21 protein-coding genes are annotated in these 19,236 nt (G+C 35.0%); 7 read left to right on the top strand and 14 right to left on the bottom strand.

Going from position 1 to position 19,236, the window contains the following annotated elements; all coding sequences use genetic code 11:
• Positions 1 to 58 precede the first annotated feature (58 nt).
• Positions 59 to 1,081 carry an aldehyde dehydrogenase family protein gene (locus AC07N0_RS16805; protein ID WP_494590089.1) on the bottom strand — a complete coding sequence of 341 codons (1,023 nt, stop codon included), beginning with the start codon at positions 1,079 to 1,081 and terminating at the stop codon, positions 59 to 61.
• A gap of 189 nt (positions 1,082 to 1,270) precedes the next feature.
• Between AC07N0_RS16805 and AC07N0_RS16800 the strand changes: the two genes are divergently transcribed.
• The 3 genes from AC07N0_RS16800 (at position 1,271) to AC07N0_RS16790 (ending at position 4,498) form a co-directional block, all read left to right on the top strand.
• Entirely contained in the window at positions 1,271 to 1,618 is a 348-nt protein-coding gene (locus tag AC07N0_RS16800) for a 4Fe-4S dicluster domain-containing protein (RefSeq protein WP_309916782.1), read from the top strand.
• 329 nt (positions 1,619 to 1,947) lie between these two features.
• Positions 1,948 to 3,063 (top strand): outer membrane beta-barrel protein, encoded by a 1,116-nt coding sequence (locus AC07N0_RS16795; RefSeq protein WP_494590088.1) that lies wholly within the window; start codon positions 1,948 to 1,950, stop codon positions 3,061 to 3,063.
• A gap of 97 nt (positions 3,064 to 3,160) precedes the next feature.
• Positions 3,161 to 4,498 carry an ammonium transporter gene (locus AC07N0_RS16790; protein WP_494590087.1) on the top strand — a complete coding sequence of 446 codons (1,338 nt, stop codon included), beginning with the start codon at positions 3,161 to 3,163 and terminating at the stop codon, positions 4,496 to 4,498.
• Positions 4,499 to 4,665: 167 nt separating this feature from the next.
• On the opposite strand, the gene AC07N0_RS16785 is transcribed toward AC07N0_RS16790, so the two are convergent.
• The 10 genes from AC07N0_RS16785 to AC07N0_RS16740 form a co-directional block, all read right to left on the bottom strand.
• Positions 4,666 to 5,112: a hypothetical protein gene (locus tag AC07N0_RS16785; protein ID WP_494590086.1), complete on the bottom strand. Its 447-nt coding sequence runs from the start codon at positions 5,110 to 5,112 to the stop codon at positions 4,666 to 4,668.
• Positions 5,113 to 5,237: 125 nt separating this feature from the next.
• A complete protein-coding gene (locus AC07N0_RS16780; protein WP_494590084.1) occupies positions 5,238 to 6,278 on the bottom strand; it encodes a DUF4062 domain-containing protein in 1,041 nt (346 codons plus the stop codon).
• A gap of 21 nt (positions 6,279 to 6,299) precedes the next feature.
• Positions 6,300 to 6,926, bottom strand: a complete 627-nt coding sequence (locus tag AC07N0_RS16775) for a GREB1-related protein (protein WP_494590083.1) — start codon at positions 6,924 to 6,926, stop codon at positions 6,300 to 6,302.
• Between the two features lie 95 nt (positions 6,927 to 7,021).
• A complete protein-coding gene (locus AC07N0_RS16770; RefSeq protein WP_494590082.1) occupies positions 7,022 to 7,339 on the bottom strand; it encodes a hypothetical protein in 318 nt (105 codons plus the stop codon).
• A 33-nt stretch (positions 7,340 to 7,372) separates the two neighbouring features.
• Entirely contained in the window at positions 7,373 to 7,636 is a 264-nt protein-coding gene (locus tag AC07N0_RS16765) for a ParB N-terminal domain-containing protein (protein WP_494590081.1), read from the bottom strand.
• A 35-nt stretch (positions 7,637 to 7,671) separates the two neighbouring features.
• Positions 7,672 to 8,568: a hypothetical protein gene (locus AC07N0_RS16760; protein ID WP_494590080.1), complete on the bottom strand. Its 897-nt coding sequence runs from the start codon at positions 8,566 to 8,568 to the stop codon at positions 7,672 to 7,674.
• 73 nt (positions 8,569 to 8,641) lie between these two features.
• Complete coding sequence (locus AC07N0_RS16755) at positions 8,642 to 9,067, bottom strand: hypothetical protein (protein ID WP_494590079.1); 426 nt, start codon at positions 9,065 to 9,067, stop codon at positions 8,642 to 8,644.
• A gap of 216 nt (positions 9,068 to 9,283) precedes the next feature.
• On the bottom strand, positions 9,284 to 9,598 hold the full coding sequence (locus AC07N0_RS16750; protein ID WP_494590078.1) for an FRG domain-containing protein: 315 nt from the start codon (positions 9,596 to 9,598) through the stop codon (positions 9,284 to 9,286).
• A 31-nt stretch (positions 9,599 to 9,629) separates the two neighbouring features.
• Entirely contained in the window at positions 9,630 to 9,959 is a 330-nt protein-coding gene (locus tag AC07N0_RS16745; RefSeq protein ID WP_494590077.1) for a hypothetical protein, read from the bottom strand.
• A 199-nt stretch (positions 9,960 to 10,158) separates the two neighbouring features.
• Positions 10,159 to 10,347 (bottom strand): hypothetical protein, encoded by a 189-nt coding sequence (locus AC07N0_RS16740; protein WP_494590076.1) that lies wholly within the window; start codon positions 10,345 to 10,347, stop codon positions 10,159 to 10,161.
• A 275-nt stretch (positions 10,348 to 10,622) separates the two neighbouring features.
• Here AC07N0_RS16740 and AC07N0_RS16735 point away from each other — a divergent pair, with 275 nt between their 5' ends.
• Entirely contained in the window at positions 10,623 to 11,255 is a 633-nt protein-coding gene (locus AC07N0_RS16735; RefSeq protein ID WP_494590075.1) for a hypothetical protein, read from the top strand.
• A gap of 53 nt (positions 11,256 to 11,308) precedes the next feature.
• Here the strand turns inward: AC07N0_RS16735 and AC07N0_RS16730 are convergent, their stop codons facing one another.
• Both AC07N0_RS16730 and AC07N0_RS16725 read right to left on the bottom strand, forming a co-directional pair.
• Positions 11,309 to 11,527, bottom strand: coding sequence for a hypothetical protein (locus AC07N0_RS16730; RefSeq protein WP_494590074.1), 219 nt, complete (start codon positions 11,525 to 11,527; stop codon positions 11,309 to 11,311).
• Positions 11,528 to 11,970: 443 nt separating this feature from the next.
• Positions 11,971 to 12,267, bottom strand: a complete 297-nt coding sequence (locus AC07N0_RS16725) for a hypothetical protein (protein WP_494590073.1) — start codon at positions 12,265 to 12,267, stop codon at positions 11,971 to 11,973.
• Positions 12,268 to 12,294: 27 nt separating this feature from the next.
• Between AC07N0_RS16725 and AC07N0_RS16720 the strand changes: the two genes are divergently transcribed.
• Together AC07N0_RS16720 and AC07N0_RS16715 are read left to right on the top strand one after the other, a co-directional pair.
• On the top strand, positions 12,295 to 12,465 hold the full coding sequence (locus tag AC07N0_RS16720) for a hypothetical protein (RefSeq protein WP_494590072.1): 171 nt from the start codon (positions 12,295 to 12,297) through the stop codon (positions 12,463 to 12,465).
• A gap of 92 nt (positions 12,466 to 12,557) precedes the next feature.
• Positions 12,558 to 13,448: an exonuclease domain-containing protein gene (locus tag AC07N0_RS16715; protein WP_494590071.1), complete on the top strand. Its 891-nt coding sequence runs from the start codon at positions 12,558 to 12,560 to the stop codon at positions 13,446 to 13,448.
• Between the two features lie 95 nt (positions 13,449 to 13,543).
• On the opposite strand, the gene AC07N0_RS16710 is transcribed toward AC07N0_RS16715, so the two are convergent.
• Complete coding sequence (locus tag AC07N0_RS16710; protein WP_494590070.1) at positions 13,544 to 15,811, bottom strand: aconitate hydratase; 2,268 nt, start codon at positions 15,809 to 15,811, stop codon at positions 13,544 to 13,546.
• Positions 15,812 to 16,255: 444 nt separating this feature from the next.
• Between AC07N0_RS16710 and AC07N0_RS16705 the strand changes: the two genes are divergently transcribed.
• The gene (locus tag AC07N0_RS16705) at positions 16,256 to 19,027 is read left to right on the top strand and encodes a bifunctional aconitate hydratase 2/2-methylisocitrate dehydratase (protein ID WP_494590069.1); all 2,772 of its coding nucleotides are present in this window, start codon (positions 16,256 to 16,258) and stop codon (positions 19,025 to 19,027) included.
• Positions 19,028 to 19,236: the final 209 nt, after the last annotated feature.

The following is a 19,236-nucleotide window of genomic DNA, read 5'->3' as shown; positions in this document are numbered from 1 at the left end:
GTCAGAAAACTAATTTCTGACCGCTTTTTTGTGATTCAACAATTCAGAAATTTTATGTTTAGTCATTTAATGACAATAAAAACAACATCGTATCTACACCATCAGCATAATCCCACAACTTAGGCATTTGTGTTTCTCCGAAAAGAATACTTCCCTCAAACCAAGCATCTTTTGAAACAATACATTGAATTTTATCAGTTTTATCTGCTATTTTTTGTTTTAAATCTTCTTCATTTTGATAGGTTTCATAGAAGATAACAGAAATAGGAGAGACCAACGACTCATTTTTTGTCAGTATCAAAAAGCCATTATCATAATGATGTACTTGATTTACTAAATAAATAGACTTATTATAGTCGTAGTTGTTCTTATATTTATTATGGTAAAAAACATCACCCAGTGGTTCGATAGTATCATAAAAATTTACAAAGTCATAATCCTCAGGAACATAAAACTTTGAGATATTTCTGCACCCTAAGCCGTAATAATCTGTAATATCTTTTCCTAGTGCAAAGAAATCATCTTCTGTTTCACTACCATTTAGAATAGCGACGGAACTTCTATTCTGGCGAATGATATGCGCTTTATTTCTGAAATAATATTCAAAATAACGAGCCGAATTATCAGAACCAGTAGCGATTAAAGCATCCACTTCGTTCATTCTTTCGCTAATTCTAATGCCCAGAGTCGGGCTGATTTCTAACAACTTTTCAATCAAAGCTAACATTAATACCGAATCCTGCGAACTAACCTTTGCTACACATTCATGCCCCGCAATGACAACCGTCAATAAATCATGGAAACCTACAGCAGGAATATTTCCAGCCATTATCACACCAATACTTTTTATAATTGGAGGTCTATCCGGTATTTCATATAAACCTACCCATCTTTCCAAGGTATCTCTATCTAAATAAAAATCAGCGATTGATTTGATAGCATTCTTAGTATTTTGGGGTGTAAACCAGTTGTTTTGATGCGAAGCCCTATCTGCCCATTCCTCAATGATTGATTGATTTTCTTCGTCTCTTAAGAAATTTCCTAAGGTAACGAATGTTTCAATTCTTGCTTGTAAATCCATTTTCTGTACTTTTTTTACAAATTTACACAAATACAACGAAATATTTTTTTCAATAGTCTTCAAACTTTATAGGCTATTCAATGTTTAACTGTTAATTTTGTGAATGATTTAAATAAATAGAATGTTTTAAATTCTGACAGAGGTATTAAATCAATTTAAGAAAGCATATACAATTAAAACGAAGTTTTTATGGCAATTATCATAACCGAAGAATGCATCAACTGCGGTGCTTGCGAGCCAGAATGCCCTAATACAGCAATTTATGAAGGTGGAGTAGAATGGACTTGGTCGGGTGGAACCAAATTAGTAGACGTTGAACTAGAAGACGGTAGTGTTATTGGAGGTAAAGACCCAATGACTCCTATTTCAGATGAATTTTATTACATCGTTTCCGATAAATGTACTGAATGTATGGGTTTCCACGAAGAGCCACAGTGTGCAGCTGTTTGCCCAGTAGACTGTTGTGTTCCTGATCCAGACCACGAAGAAGACGAAGAAACCCTTTATGCTAAAAAGGCATGGTTACACGCTGAATAGTTATTTTTTATTTTAGTTGAAAGCCCTGATTTAGAGATAAATCAGGGCTTTTTTATTTGAATAATTATATTTTTTCTTGATATTTTACTTTAAGAATATTTGGTTTTTTGCCAATATTACAGAATATGTTAAAAATGAACTTGTAGGATAAAAATATTGACTTTTTTCCCCAATATGTGGTTAAAATTATACCTGTTTTGGATTATTTTTTGAAAAAAAGCCTAAAATAGGTTAAAAATTTGCACATAAAATTTGGAATAGTAAATTTTACCTATAATATTTGCACTGTAATCAAGCATTAATATTTAAACATTCAACCAAATATTATTATGAAAAAAACCTTAATCACGTTATTTTCTTTGTTTTTAGCAGTTCCTGCATTTTCTCAAGAAAAAGAGGAAGATAAAGGTAAGTTTACCTTCTCTGGCTACATTGATTCTTACTATTTAGCTAACTTCAATAACCCAAGAGATATGAAGAACACAGGTGCATCTGGAACAGCTAGAGCATTTGATCAAAAAACTGGTTTTTCATTAGGTCTTGTTCAAACTAAAATTGGATATTCTACTAGTAAATCAGATGTAGTTGTTGATTTAGCATTCGGTCCAAACGCAGACTTAGGTAACTATGGTAATGCATTAGGTCCATTAGGAAATGGTTCTTCATTAGTTATCAAACAAGCTTATTTCAACTGGAAGGCTACAGATAAATTTACTTTGACAGCTGGTCAGTTTGGTACGCACATCGGTTATGAAGTAATTGATGCTCCAGTAAATTATCACTACTCGCTTTCTAACTTATTCAACAATGGTCCATTCTACCATGTTGGTGTTAAAGCAGCTTATACATTCTCTGATAAGTTTTCTTTGATGGGTGGTATTGTAAATGGTGTTGACCAACTTTACAGCAACAATGACAAACCAGGTTTAATTGCACAAGTATTCGTACAGCCAGTTAGCGGATGGAACGTTTATATAAACGGAATCACTGCCAACCGTAATAGCAAAGACCCAGCTACAGGAGTTACTGGTTCAGGTACATACAACTTGTTGGATGTAGCAACTACTTACCAAGTAACTGAAAAATTCTTATTAGGCTTAAATGCTGCTACTGGTAAGCAAAATTATGCTACTGGAGATGGTAAGACATGGGGTGGATATGCTGTTTATCCTAAATATGATTTCTCAAGCACATTTAGTTTAGGTGCAAGATATGAGTCTTTCTCTAATACAAATGGTGTAACTGCTCTTGTAGATGCAAATGGTGATGGAGTAACAGTAAACTCATTCACTATCACGCCAACTTTCACAGTAGCTGATGGTCACTTATTGTTGAAGCCTGAATTCAGAGTTGATTCTTATGACAAAAATTTCTTCGTAGATGGTGATGGTAAAGATACAAAATCTCAATCTACTTTTACTTGGGCAATGATTTATAAGTTTTAATGATAAATAATCACATAATCAGCTAGAATATAGCTGGTTATGTGTAATTTAGTTTCTGTAAACAATTCCATAATAAACCCCTAAAACACTAATCACAATGACACAAAAACCAACATTTATTCCAATTCTCATTTTGCTTATTATTGCAATTGCAGCGGCGTTTGTTCCGGCTCCAGGTGCTGCAGTAACAGAAGGCATTGATACAGGTGATACCGCTTGGATGCTAGTCTCTTCTGGTTTAGTATTATTAATGACTCCTGGTTTAGCTTACTTTTATGGTGGTATGGTAAACCACAAAAACGTAATTTCTACAATGTTGCAATCTTTCATTGCAATGGGTGTAATTACAGTTATTTGGGTAGTATTTGGTTTCAGTTTAGCTTTCGGTGAAACAATCGGAGGTTTTGTTGGTAATCCATCTACTTACTTTATGTTCCAAGGAGTATTTGATGGTAAGCCTTGGCCATTAGCAGGTACTATCCCATTTGCTTTGTTTGCATTTTTCCAAATGAAATTCGCGGTAATTACTCCAGCACTTATCTCAGGTGCTTTGGCAGAACGTATTAATTTCCGTGCATTTGTGTTGTTCATGGTTCTTTTCTGTGTAATTGTTTATGCTCCATTAGCACACTGGACATGGCATCCAGAAGGTTGGTTGTTTAAATACGGTGTTCTTGACTTCGCTGGTGGTACTGTTGTACACATGAGTGCAGGTTGGGCTGCTTTAGCAGGTGCATTATATTTAAAACGTCGTAAATCACACGTTGAAGCGAACATTCTTCCTCCAGCAAACATTCCTTACGTATTATTAGGTACTGGTTTACTTTGGTTCGGTTGGTTCGGTTTCAATGCTGGTTCAGCAGTAGGAGCTAGTCCATTAGCAGTATCTGCATTTGCAACTACTCACGTAGCAGCTGCTTCTGCTGGTCTTTCTTGGATTTTATTTGATGTAACACGTGGTCGTAAAGTTTCTGCCTTAGGTTTTTCTATCGGTGCTGTAGTAGGTTTAGTTGCTATTACGCCTGCTTCTGGTTTTGTTTCAGTAACAGCTGCTATCACAATTGGTACAATTGCTGCTATCATTTCAAACATCGCTGCACACTGGAGAGCTAATTCTAAATTAGATGATACTTTAGACGTATTCCCTTGCCATGGTGTAGGTGGTATGGTAGGTATGGTAATGACTGGTTTATTTGCTTCTAAAGCAGTTAACGGTGCAGTTGTTGAAACAGAACAAGGTTTCTTCATCACTGGTGACCCAGCATTATTTATCAAACACTTAGTAGCGCTTGTAGTTGTTTCAGCTTTCGCATTTGGTCTTTCATATTTCTTATTATTCATTACAGATAAAATCATTCCTTTACGTGTAACTGAAGAAGAAGAAAGAGTAGGTTTAGATATCTCTCAACACGATGAGTTCCTTGCAGAAGCATAAAATATTAAAACTTTACCACAAGTAATGGTTCTTGTGGTTTTGTTTCAGAAGGAAAGCCCTCAGACTATGTCAGAGGGCTTTTTATGCTTTTAATATGCCAAATACTAAAAGTGATGGCAGTAAAATGGCACTTTTGAGACAAAAGGATAGTTTTTGCAAATCATCTTTTATTCCGATTTTGAAAACCAACTTTTAGAAACATCGCCCAATACATTTTTATCACCCCAACGTTCAAAGTCAGCCTTGGGAAACGGTTTCAAAAATTCGTCGATAACGCTGTTTTTATCCATCCATGCCAAAGCGTCCAGCTTGGCATCTTTCCACATCTTGCCAATTTCCAGCGGATTAATTGAATTTTCAAACAAATACACATCCACCAAATCAGGGGTCATATATTCATTGATTTCAGTGCTTAGGTAGCTAAGATGAGAAATACTGTAGATATTCATTTTCGCACAAATCAATTTATCTAAGGTATTGATGTGCATTTGTCGGCCTACTTGTGTAGCCCAGGCATTGTAGTCCGCTTCGCTCTTACCCGTTAGTTGGATATAGCGTTCCATGTTCTTACGAACCTTCGATTGTTCCTTTACTGCTGCCGTTTGGATGTTCATTATTGTATTGATTTACAGTTGATTAATTGTTTTATTGTACTGTAAATTTCTCCCAACAGAACGGATAACAGAAAAAAAAATCCTGCTGATATGGCAGGATTAGGCAGTTGTTTTGGCAATGAGTTCTAGATTTCTGATTCGTTCTCTATATCATTAATACCGTCTTCTATTATCGATTTTCTTATTTTTTTGTAAAGTGTTTTCCCTTTCTCAGTTAAGGTCCAGTACTGGTCACTAACACTATTTGAAGTATGATTTCTTTCAGATGGTTTTATTAAATCAAATATTTCTAAATCTGATAAAATTGAACTAAGAATATTTACAGGAATTGCACCACTTTGATGAACCAACCTCCCTTTGTTAGGATTAAAGATTGTGCCTAAATATTTTATTAAATATTTAGAGGAATTCTCTATAAATAATTCCGTAGAAATGTAATGAAATAACTCAATGAAGGTAACTTCAATAGGATTTTCCCAATTTCTCCCTCCTTCGTATAAAAATGAGAGTAAAATTTTATGATTCGATAAAGTTTCAATCATTTTTATTTCCTCTTCTCTAATACCTTCTTCTTTTTGTTTTAATAATTCTTTATTCTTTTCACGAAGAATATCATTTTCTATACTCAATCTCGTTAATTCAGAAAGTACCTTTGGGTCTGCTGTTATTTCATTAGCTTTAATCCAACCGACTCTAGGATTAAAAAGAAATTGTTTCGTTAAAGCAATTATAACTTTTGAAGTTAATTCGTCTTTGTTCTTCCAATAATTAATAATTTTACTTTTTACTTTGGATTTAAAATTTGCTAATTTCTGCCTTCTTATAATGTCATCTTCATATTTTGAAAGATTTAAGTCTAAAGACTCATCAATGATAAAACCTAAAGTTGGAATCCCCAACGTAACAGCATAATCATACTCTTTTTCAGTATAACTAATATCTCCATCCATAGAACCATATTTATTGCCCATAATAATTACATAATAATCACAATCTTCAATAGTTCTTTGTATAAGCTTCCATTGTTCCTCATCACCTGCACTAAACATTTCCATTCCCACAGGTATATGAGCTAGTTCTAAAATAGATTTGATAACAATGTCTCTTTCTTCTTTTAAATCCTGATATGTTGAACTTACAAAAATTTGATATTTGGGATTTTTCATATTTAATATTTTTTGAACTACTTAAAACGGCAATCTCAAGCTTTTTTGAAACTCATGAGCCTTGCCTTGATTTTTTCTCAAGGTAATAATTTCTTTCCCAAAAATTTGCTGTAAATACTCAAAATCTTTTTGCTCAGCTTCAATATTTCTAAACTCAGCCAATCCACCACGATTAACAAACGTATCTTTCTGGGCAAAGTAAAAGCGAGTATCTTTCCAACCACCTCGGTGGTGATGGGCGTTTAAACACGAAATCCAATAATCTTCGTTACAGATAATTTCAGGATTATACCAAAGCTTTGAACCTTTCAGTACCCCATGCGCACACCCAGTGAAGTACCCCGAGAGTTGGATAGGATTAAGAGAGTTAAAGGCAATAGGGTTAGGAGCCGAAGAGAAACCAAACAAAAACAACCCCGAATCCTTACAGGCCTGAGCCGTTATCCTGATAATTTCCGAAGCAGTTTCTGCATCCACTGTCGTTTCTTCGCCTTTTTCGGTATAAACTCGCTTCATAGCGCTGATATCATCATCCAACATAAATACATCCCCAAAATGCTTAATTATCCAGTCACGCTTTAACGCCAAACCTTTAATGCTATCAGGATGAGTAACAATTTCGATATCAGGATTGCACGCACGGTACAATTTAGCCTGAGATTACTCTACACACAAAATAGCACCTGCCACAGCACTGGTGGTAAGTACCCTATCAAACCGCTTATGCGAAGGAATTACAATTTTTAAGTCCATCTTTCTATCACTTGTTTAGCGTTCAATACATGTGTTGAGCCAACTTTGCTACTTTTATAGCACTTCATCGTATCAATCCCTAGCTTTTCAGCCAAATGATTTTCGTCAATCTCGTTCGTACACACTATTACAATAGTGGTGTACTTCTCAGACATTTTCTGAACAATCGGCAATTCTGGTTCATCCTTTACCAAAGCTTCCTTAGTATGAGCTTTGTCCAATTCATCCAGATTCAAACCGTATTCATCCAGCTCCACCACACTAGCAAAGTGTTCAGCCAACAGCTCCCCAACAAAATCACCTTTCAAGGCGTTGGAAATAATGTTGTACTCTTTATACTCCTACTCAGTAAGTTTTCGATTAGGTTTACGGACATCGGCCAGCTCATCGCCACAGCCACTAGCCATTTTAACCGATTGGCGTTGATGGCCAGCGATAATCATATTATCAAAATCCAGTACAGGTATTTCCACATCGCCAAATTTTTGGTAGGACTCACGAAGTTTTTTCTTCGTCTGTGCATTCATCTTTCTAGGATTATGCTCAAAGGGAATCATGTCACGCCAAGCAATCCGCTCAACGTGCCATTCTAGGGGTTGGTTCATAGGGGTAGTTTTAATTATTTATCATTATCAATTTTCTATATATGATTTATTGACACTAAACATTCATTTATTACAACTAACATATTTATAATAGATGTGTTGATACTCAGATGATCCATTATTCTTTTACATACAGCAATTTTTTCTTTTTCACTATTTTGTATTTCTAAAAGAACTTCTTTTGAAAAATTTGCTACTAAATAGTCAGATACATTAGTTCTATTTATCCCGTATACAGGTAGGTCTGTGGAGCTTTCATTTATCATATCGCTCACAGAATATCGCATTTTAAATGATGGTTTTTTTTCGGATATCTCAAGTCTTTGATTTAATTTATTTAATTGTTCAATAATATATTTACTTTCTGGGATTTCTAATTTTTCTATTGTTTTGGCTACAATACGGTTTTTGAAATTTTTCAAATAGGGAGAGGAATCAGGGTCTTCAATAGATTTTTTATGAGTTTCTACTACATATCCACATAAGTCAGATTTAAATTTTTCAATAAGATTATGTCTTAGTGACGATGGATAATTTAAATGCAATATTCCAGCTATATCAAAACAATAATTAGTCTTTTCATCTTTAATTAGAATTGTTGGTTTATCAAAAGCAAGCCTCATTCCTAACTCAAACAGTACGTTTGGATTATTTGCACTTACATCACAGATAACAATTTCATTATCATAAATGTTATTGATGATTTTTTCATGAATTGAGCCAATATCTGCTCTTTCACTTACTAATTTTGCTTCAAACTGTGTATCATTTAAAGCATCTTTTAGTATATTAAGTACATCATTCCAATGTCCATTATCATAACCTAGAGTATCAGCAATAGGCATAATAATCCCACACATTTTTTTTACAGGTACTAAAGCTTTACTTTCTTCATTTTCTTTATTCTGGTCACTTGTAGATTGTTTTGACATAGTTATGTTGTTTAGTTTTCTTAAAGATAAAAATTAATACTTATAATTTTAAATCAACTCTACTTATTAAGTTTCATCTTATTTCAGGATTAAAATGATATTTTCTTAAAATTCCATGTAATTCTGCTGGATTTATGTCAATCTCTAAATCTTCCTTAATAAATCCAATCAGAACGTTTGTTATGCTTCCTCCATACTTTATGGTGTTCATGCTGAACCCTTGGGGAAATTTAAGCTTAATATATTGAGTTAGTATTTTTTCTTGGTTTGAGAGGTCTTTTTCGAGCTGAAGTTTGAGTTTTGTGATTTTCTGAGTTTCGACAGATTTTGGCATGTGTTGCCAATTTAAATGTAGGCAAAGTCCTTCCAAATCCTGATAAATTGTTCTATTATTAATATCCATTGTAGAAAGAGATTGAATTAATAGCTGTTTAATCTTTGATGGAATTGTAATAGTACTAATCAAATTTTTCATCTCTCCACTTTCGTCTAAAGGCACAAATTTCTTGGAAGTTTCAGAATAATTATGAGCGGTAAACCAACCGTTTTGAGCAATTATCCGACTATTATTAAGTGTGGGTCTTAAAATTTTTGTTTTTTCAATTTTAAAAGGTCCGTTTGAAATATCGGTATCATCTAAAAGATAACTTTCGTCTGTATGAAGGAAATATACTATACCATCTTTTTTGACATTATAAGGATTTGAAATGGCGAACTACAATGCAATTAAAGGGTTGCTAGTCCAATCTAAAAGTCTTGTCTTCATTTTGAAATGCTGTGCCATTACTAAAAAATCCCAATCCGACTCAGGACGAGGATTGAGTAATGGATTTCCACTCCTCTTAAAATCCGACAACATTTGCTCTTCAAAACCTGTACTGTCATAGTAATTATTATTATCCCTTGCTATTCCAGGGAATAGAGATAGTTTTTCACCTTGTCCTCTAAATAATCTAATATGATGTTCCGTATTATCTAATAAATTCTCAGTTATTTTTAAATAATCTGAAATAGATTCAACTGTTTCCATAGCTAATAATAAATTTGATTAGTTTTCATTCTTAAATCTGCAATTTCAAATTAATCTCACTAAGCTCCTCCTGATATATCATCAACTGTTTCCGCCACTCATTCACTTTCTCCTCAGCCTTATGAAACTTTACGTGCTTGGTTGGGTCAGCAATCTTTTTATCCAACTTACCAATTTGGTCTTTTATCAGCTTACGTTCCTGCTGTAAACTCATCCGCTTTAAACGGGTTTCTTCGCTCTCGACCTGCTCGCTTTCCTCTGCCGAGCTGGTCTCAATTGGTAATGAGCCGTTCCGTTGTAAATACTTTTTTTTGTCCCAAATCTTTTCAACCTGATTCCTTAAGGTAATGGCCTGTTGCATCAATCCACCAGCCTATTGTACCCCAACAGAACGGATAGAAAAATCCTGCTAATATGGCAGGATTAGGCAGTTATTGTGGCAAAGCCAGCCGTTTCGTTTGGGCTTATAAGCTAAAAAAATAGCAAAGCAAAAAGCCTCTGAGTATTCGGAGGCTTTTTACTTTATTAAGACTATTATATACGACTATTTTTCAATCATATTAATCTGCATTAAGAATAGGAATAAGAAGTGAAGCATCAATCTCAATGCTTTGATATCCATGTTGCTCAGTATATAACAAGCAAATTACATTGTCGTCAGAGGTTGAATATGCAATAACAGTAACGATAAGGTCTTCTGGTTGATTTATAATGTGAGCAGTAGTCCCGAGTTCTAATTTATGTGCCATATAATATAGGGATTAATGGTGATTTTGTTGTACTATTTATTTAAAGATAGTGCAAAATCTTTAAATAATAAAATCAAGGACTGTTTTTTAGTTATTACGATACAAAATGAAGAGCATTTGAAAGAATAAATGCAATTCTTAAAGAAAGGCTAGAAACGCAAATTCTACCAATAATACAGGTGCTGGCAGTTATTTTGGCAAAGTTCTTAATCAATAAATATTAATCTGTAATTTTCTAATGAGGGGTATTATTAACGCTGTTGCTATATTTGCGTATGAATGAAATAAATCCTTGGAATAATATCCCATTGTCCGACTATGAGCTTCATATGCAACATGAAGATGTCAGTCAGGCTCAATTACTCAATTATTTAACTAGTAAATACTTAAAAAGCTACAACCCTAAAAACATCTTGTTTTTAGGCATAAGTGGAGGCAATGGATTAGAGCATATAGATATCGACTATGTAGAAAGAGTATGTGCCATAGATATAAATAGTTCCTATCTTGAAAAAACTCAGCAAAGATTTGGTGATAAAATCAAGCAATTAGACCTTGTGAAGGTAGATATTGGTTCATCAAATGATGCTTACATTAAAGCAAATTTTGTTTGGGCAGCTTTAATTTTCGAATATATTGATATGCATAGAGGCTTTGAATTTATCAAGAACAATACAAATCAGTATTCCAAGATAATTGTTACTATACAATCAAATAATGGCGTTCAGGCTGTCAGTAAAACAGGAGTTGAATCAATAAAATCTGTTGCAAGTATTTTTAAAACTGTTGACAAAGAAGAATTACAACACAAAGCAATGTCGTTTGGATTTGAATGTGTTGGTTCAGAGGAAAATTTTCTACCTAACGGGAAGTCTTTATTAACCTATATATTTTCTAAAATAAGCTAACAGGATTTTACTTATTCACTACATTGAGCTGTGAAACTATCCTCATATCCTGTTTAGATTTCAAATTTGGGCTTGTTTTTTGAAATATAAGTATTTAATCCTCTTGAAGCCTTTGCAAGATTTTTCATCTCTTCTATCGCCTCTATACCAGCACTTTTATATGAATATTGGTATATTGTCCCTTTCTTGAATTTTACCTTGATAAAAGTATCCTCTATTTCATAACCAATTACACCGGATGGTTTAGGACCTGTGGTAATATACTGTTGCATAACCTATAGATTGTTTAATTTTGAATAAATCATATTATCTTATTAACAACGTATATTGCGGTTTAAATTAGATATGAATTATCTATTTTTATTGAAATAAAGATTATTAGAACTTACTTCGAGAAACTGTATTTAATAGACTATTTACCTTCTCTTAAATTTTTTAGAGTAATCATTAACCTCATTATATTTTATAAGGTACTATACTGCTTCTTTTCTCCATAATAATGGAACTAGGTTCTTTATCTCCCTTTTATAAGAAATATTCAATATCTTTGTGGACCACAAGTTTGGTTTCTTGTGGTTTTGTTTTGTTATAAGAAAGCCCTCAGATGTTATTTGGGGGCTTTTTATAGTTTTTTGAGCCATTATCGGCTCAGTCAATGGCAGTAAACAGTGAGTAATATGATTTGCTGATACGCTTGTACTTACAAAAAGGCTTTCTAGCGTAAAAGGTTTTCCTTTATCTGGACTATTTGACTCAATTCATTTACGATATTATACTCATTATTTAACTCCACAATTATTCGCTCAACCAAGCCCGTTAATAGACCCAAATGGTGAGCTTTGTTTTCATCACTTTCAGTTTGGTTTGTAATCAACAATTGCAATTCGTCCAAATAGTCTTCCATATCTTTAATATACAAAGCCAGTACATACAATCTATGGCTAGTCGGAAGGTTCTGACTAGTATAACTATCGTTTGAAATATATTTTCTTAAAAGAACTTCCAACTCCATAATTTTAAATCGTTTAATGGATGATATATGCCTCTACTGCATTCTCAAAAGTCATCCACTTCTATTCCAAGCCGTACTGTGTCATCTTTAGTACTTTTAATAGGTAAATATGTTGCTCAACCTGTGCTAATTGCTTCTCAAAGTGTGGTCTTTCATGAGCATTTGGCAACATATAATATTATGGGTCTTTTTACGTAATGTTAATTCTAATAAATTTGATAAAATATTAAGTGCGTTTGGGTATTGTCAATAATCCAATATATTACCACTCAACCATAAAAATTATCAAGATGAATTTTGTTGCAATTGATTTTGAAACCGCTAATAATTTTAAAGGAAGTGCTTGTGCTTTGGGACTTGTAAGGGTTGAAGATGGAGATATTGTCGAGAGAAAAGAATGGTTGATAAAACCTACTCCATTTGAAATGGGGTTTTATCAAAACCAAGTCCACAAAATTGAATTGAAGGATTTAGTGGATAAGCCGACTTTTAAGGAGATTTGGCATGAACTTAAACCTCTTTTAGATAATCAGATAGTGATAGCCCATAATGCCAGCTTTGACATGGGTGTATTAAATAGCGTTTGTGCACATTATAATCTCCAAACTGCTCAATTTACGCCTATGTGTTCTATTGCGTTATCAAGAATGGCATGGCAAGGAGAAATGGGCTATGGATTAAGCTATTTGGTAGCCTCAAAACTTGAAAATTATACATTCAATCATCACAATGCTTTAGAGGATGCTGAAGCGTGTGCTCATTTAGTGCTTAAAGTGTTGGAGAAGCTATCGTTAGCAAGTATCGAAGAAATACACCAGTATAGGGCTAGTAATCAGCATAGAAAACGTTCTACTGGATTAGTCAAAAAAAAGAAAACCCTTGAAATAACCATCAATGAGAGCCGCAGCAATGCTTTTAATGGCAAAGAAGTAGTATTTACTGGAACATTAGTGTATTTTGTAAGAAAAGATGCCCAAGCGTTGATACGAAAATTAGGAGGGAGCGCCGTAAGTGGTGTAGGTATTAGAACAAATTATCTTGTAATAGGGCAATCTGATGTTTTTAGAGTGAGCCAAGGGTATAAGTCTTCAAAAATTAGCATGGCAGAACAATTAGCTTCTATGGGATATAAAATTAAAATAATCACCGAGAATGAATTTATAGAAATGCTGTCAGTTTAACGAGGAAAGACAAAAGAAAACTTTAGGACAAAAAAAGCCCCTTCTCTGAAGGAGAAGGGGTTGGGGATGAGGTTGATATATCGATAACTAATAAATTACTTAGCTACGTTAGCACGGATGATATTTAATGCACCACCTGCTTTAAACCATTCAATTTGTTGCTCATTATAAGAGTGGTTTACTATAATCGTATCAGTTGAACCGTCACTATGGTTTAAAACTACTTGTAATGGTTTACCCGGAGCAAATGAAGTTAGACCAAGCACATTTACTGTATCATCTTCTTGAATCAAATCGTAGTCAGCTTCATTAGCAAATGTAATTGCCAACATACCTTGTTTCTTCAAGTTAGTTTCGTGAATACGGGCAAAAGATTTTACTAATACCACACGAACACCTAAGTGACGAGGTTCCATTGCAGCGTGTTCACGTGAAGATCCTTCACCATAGTTGGAGTCACCAACGACGATTGTTCCGATACCCGCCGCTTTATAAGCACGTTGTGTAGCAGGAACTGGTCCGTATACGCCTGTTAATTGGTTTTTAACATTATCTGTCTTCTCGTTAGCGAAGTTCAATGCACCAATCAACATATTGTTTGAGATATTATCTAGGTGTCCACGGTATTTCAACCAAGGACCAGCCATAGAAATATGGTCGGTAGTACACTTTCCTTTTGCTTTAATCAATAATTTCAAGCCAAATAAGTCAGTACCTTCCCAAGCTGCAAATGGGTCTAATAATTGAAGACGATCAGATGTTGGAGAAACTTTCACTTGTACAGCAGAACCATCTTCAGCAGGAGCTTGGTAACCTGCATCTTCAACGGCAAATCCTTTTGTTGGTAATTCATCACCTGAAGGTGCATCTAATTTTACTAGCTCTCCAGCTTCGTTTGTTAAAAAATCTGTGAGAGGGTTGAAAGTCAAATCACCAGCAATTGCCAAAGCTGTTACTAATTCAGGAGAACCAACGAAAGCATACGTGTTAGGGTTACCATCAGCACGTTTAGCGAAGTTACGGTTGAACGAGTGAACAATGGTGTTTTTCTCCGCCTTTTCAGCACCTGCACGAGCCCACTGACCAATACATGGTCCACAAGCATTAGAGAACACTTTGCCACCGATTTCATTGAAAGTATCGATGAATCCATCACGTTCGATAGTATAACGTACTAATTCAGAACCTGGTGTAATAGTATATTCAGCTTTCGTTTTTAAGCCTTTAGCTGCTACTTGTTTCGCTAAAGAAGCCGCACGTGAGATATCTTCGTAAGATGAGTTGGTACATGAACCAATCAAACCTACTTCGATTTTAGTTGGCCAGCCGTTTTTCTCTGCTAATTCTTTCATTTTAGAGATAGGCGTTGCTAAATCTGGCGTGAAAGGACCATTCAAGTGGGGTTCTAAAGTATCTAAATCGATTTCGATTAATTGGTCAAAATAAGTAGCTGGGTCAGCATATACTTCTGGGTCAGCTGTCAAATGCTCTTTGATAGTATCAGCCAAAGCAGCTACCTCAGCACGACCCGTAGAAGATAAATAACGAGCCATCGATTCATCATAACCGAAAGTAGAAGTAGTAGCACCAATTTCAGCACCCATATTAGCGATAGTACCTTTTCCTGTACATGACATTGAAGTAACACCTTCGCCAAAATATTCAACGATACAGCCAGTACCACCTTTTACAGTAAGGATACCTGCTACTTTTAAGATAACATCTTTTGGAGCGGTCCAACCGTTTAACTTACCAGTCAATTTAACACCGATAAGTTTAGGGAATTTCAATTCCCAAGCTAAACCAGCCATTACGTCGCAAGCATCAGCACCACCCACACCGATTGCAATCATACCTAACCCACCAGCATTTACTGTGTGAGAGTCAGTACCAATCATCATACCTCCTGGGAAAGCGTAGTTTTCTAATACTACTTGGTGAATAATACCTGCCCCTGGTTTCCAGAAACCTAAACCATATTTATCTGAAACTGATGAAAGGAAATCATAAACCTCTTTGTTTTTATCAACTGCAACCGAAAGGTCAATTTTCGATTCTACTTTAGCTTCAATTAAGTGATCGCAGTGAACAGTAGAAGGAACTGCTACTTTCGGACGACCAGCCTGCATAAATTGTAAAAGAGCCATTTGAGCTGTAGCATCCTGCATCGCTACACGGTCTGGTGCAAAATCAACGTAAGAAGCACCTCTCTCAAACGTGCTCGTTGGAGTACCCTCCCACAAATGAGAATAGAGAATTTTTTCTGTTAAGGTAAGCGGTCTGCCGACAAGTTTACGAGCTGCCTCCACGCGGGCTGGCATACGATCGTAAACTGCTTTAATCATTTCAATGTCAAAAGCCATAATACGTTTTTTAGTTAAGAGTTCACGAAATTTTAAGATTTAAAGAATAAGGATTTATTTATAAATCTAAAATACTATTTTCAAATATGTATATAAAACTAACAAATTTCCAATATTTTAAGTTCTTAGCAGTCTGTGGGCATATTGACAATGGCAAAAATTGTACCTTGATAATATTAACAGGGTTTTATTATTGATTACGATTTAGACAAAATCTCATGCCAACCTTCTCAATGATAGAATAACACAATTAAAAATAACACAAAACAAAGAAAATATATGCTAAAAACGCCTATTCGATAAAAAATTTTTAAATCGAAGTTGCTTTTCATAAATTTGTAAGACAACTAATTCACAGAAAAATTTAATTTTAATTCTAAGAAGAAGTTTGCTGATATAAAAATATACACATAAAAATACCATAATAACTGTAAATAATACAATATGAATTTTTATAACGATTACCTTAAAGAAATCGAAGAAAGAAAAACGCAAGGACTTCATCCAAAGCCAATTGATAGTGCTGAATTGGTAAGCGAAATCATTGAACAAATTAAAGATTTGGGCAACGAACACCGTCCTTATTCACTTCAGTTTTTTATTTATAACACTTTGCCAGGAACTACTCCTGCGGCTGGTGTAAAGGCTAAGTTTTTAAAAGAGATTATACTTGGTGAGTCTGTTGTAAAAGAAATAGCGCCTGAATTTGCTTTCGAATTGTTGTCACACATGAAAGGTGGTACCTCAATTGAAGTATTATTGGATTTGGCTTTAGGAGATGATGTTGCTATTGCAAAACAAGCAGGTGACGTATTGAAAACGCAAGTTTATTTATATGACTTAGACTTGAAACGTTTGAAAAGTGCCTTTCTAAGTGGTAATACAACGGCAAAAGACATCCTTGAGAGTTATGCCAAAGCAGAGTTCTTTACCAAACTTCCAGAAATACCTGAAGAAATTAAAGTAGTTACGTTTATCGCAGGTGAAGGTGATATTTCAACAGATTTACTTTCTCCAGGAAACCAAGCTCACTCACGTTCTGACCGTGAATTGCACGGGAAATGTATGATTTCTCCTGCTGCTCAAGCTGAAATCGAAGCATTGAAAGCGCAACACCCAGATAAATCTGTTATGTTAATTGCAGAGAAGGGTACAATGGGCGTAGGTTCATCAAGAATGTCGGGAGTAAACAACGTGGCACTTTGGACAGGCAAGCAAGCAAGCCCTTACGTTCCTTTCGTAAACTTTGCTCCAATTGTAGGGGGTACGAATGGTATTTCTCCAATTTTCCTTACTACAGTTGATGTAACTGGAGGTATTGGAATCGACCTTAAAAACTGGGTTAAAAAAGTAGATGAAGCTGGTAAAATTGTTCGTGATGAAAATAATGAGCCGATATTAGAGCAGGTATATTCTGTAGAAACAGGTACTGTACTTACGATTAATACAAAAACGAAAAAATTATACAATGGCGATATAGAGTTGATTGATATTTCTAAGGCTTTCACTCCTCAAAAAATAGAATTTATCAAAGCTGGAGGTTCTTATGCCATCGTATTTGGTAAAAAAATCCAAACGTTCGCTTCTGAACTTTTAGGCATTGCTATTGCTCCAGTATTTGCTCCTTCAAAAGAAGTTTCTAATGAAGGACAAGGTCTTACAGCGGTAGAAAAAATCTTTAACAGAAATGCAGTAGGTGCTACGCCAGGCAAAGTTTTACATGCAGGCTCAGATGTTCGTGTGCTAGTAAATATCGTAGGCTCGCAAGATACTACTGGTTTGATGACAGCCCAAGAATTAGAATCAATGGCTGCAACTACTATTTCTACGACAGTTGATGGTGCTTATCAATCAGGTTGTCATACGGCTTCTGTATGGGATAAAAAAGCTCAGGCAAACATTCCAAAATTGATGAGGTTCATGAACGACTTTGGTTTGATTACTGCTCGTGACCCTAAAGGTGTTTATCACTCAATGACCGATGTAATTCACAAAGTATTGAATGACATCACAATAGACGACTGGGCAATCATCATCGGTGGTGACTCGCATACTCGTATGTCTAAAGGGGTAGCTTTTGGTGCTGACTCTGGTACAGTGGCGTTGGCTCTTGCTACGGGTGAGGCTTCTATGCCAATTCCTGATTCTGTAAAAGTTACTTTTAAAGGTGACATGAAGGAATATATGGATTTCCGTGATGTAGTACATGCTACTCAAGCACAAATGCTTCAACAATTTGGTGGAGAAAACGTATTCCAAGGTAGAATTATTGAGGTGCATATTGGTACACTTACTGCTGACCAAGCCTTTACCTTTACAGACTGGTCTGCGGAAATGAAAGCAAAAGCTTCTATCTGTATTTCTGAAGATGCTACTTTAATCGAGTCATTGGAGATTGCAAAAAGCAGAATCCAAATCATGATTGATAAGGGCATGGACAACAAAAGCCAAGTGCTTCAGGGATTGATTGATAAGGCTAATAAGAGAATTGCTGAAATCCAATCGGGCGAAAAACCAGCACTTAGACCTGATGCTAACGCTAAATATTACGCTGAGGTAGTAGTTGATTTAGACTTAATTGCTGAACCAATGATTGCTGACCCAGACGTAAACAATGCCGATGTTTCAAAAAGATATACCCACGATACTATCAGACCATTGTCTTACTATGGTGGAGATAAAAAAGTAGATCTTGGATTTATTGGTTCTTGTATGGTTCACAAAGGTGACATGAAAATTTTAGCACAAATGCTTAAAAATATTGAAGCACAAAATGGTAAAGTTGAATTTAAAGCACCACTTGTAGTAGCACCGCCAACTTATAACATCGTTGATGAATTGAAAGCAGAAGGCGACTGGGAAGTATTACAGAAATACTCTGGTTTTGAGTTTGATGATAATGCACCTAAAGGAGCCGCACGTACAGCATACGAAAAAATGTTATACTTAGAGCGTCCAGGTTGTAACCTTTGTATGGGTAACCAAGAAAAGGCAGCAAAAGGCGATACTGTAATGGCAACTTCTACTCGTTTGTTCCAAGGGCGTGTAGTGGAAGATACAGATGCTAAAAAAGGTGAATCTTTACTTTCATCAACGCCAGTGGTAGTTCTTTCTACCGTTCTTGGTAGAACGCCTACTATCGAAGAATATGTAAAAGCTGTAAAAGGTATCAATTTGACTAAATTTGCTCCATCACACATCAAATTGGTGAAATAAGAGCATAACATATATACAAAAAGCCTGAGTATACGCTCAGGCTTTTTTGTTGTTTATATAAAGGATATAGCATTTTGAAGCTCTCTGAAACTTATTTCATACAATCTTTCAAATTAATGTAGTCTGTTGGCTAATTTCATTTCGAATAAATAATAGAATTACACAAATTTATTATTGTTATCAAGAAAAATGGACTACATTTTGGAATG

This window comes from Arcicella sp. GW821-FHT09D11 (genome assembly GCF_059416265.1).
Note: the sequence above shows the minus strand (reverse complement) of the source record. Positions and strands in the feature narration are given on the sequence as shown.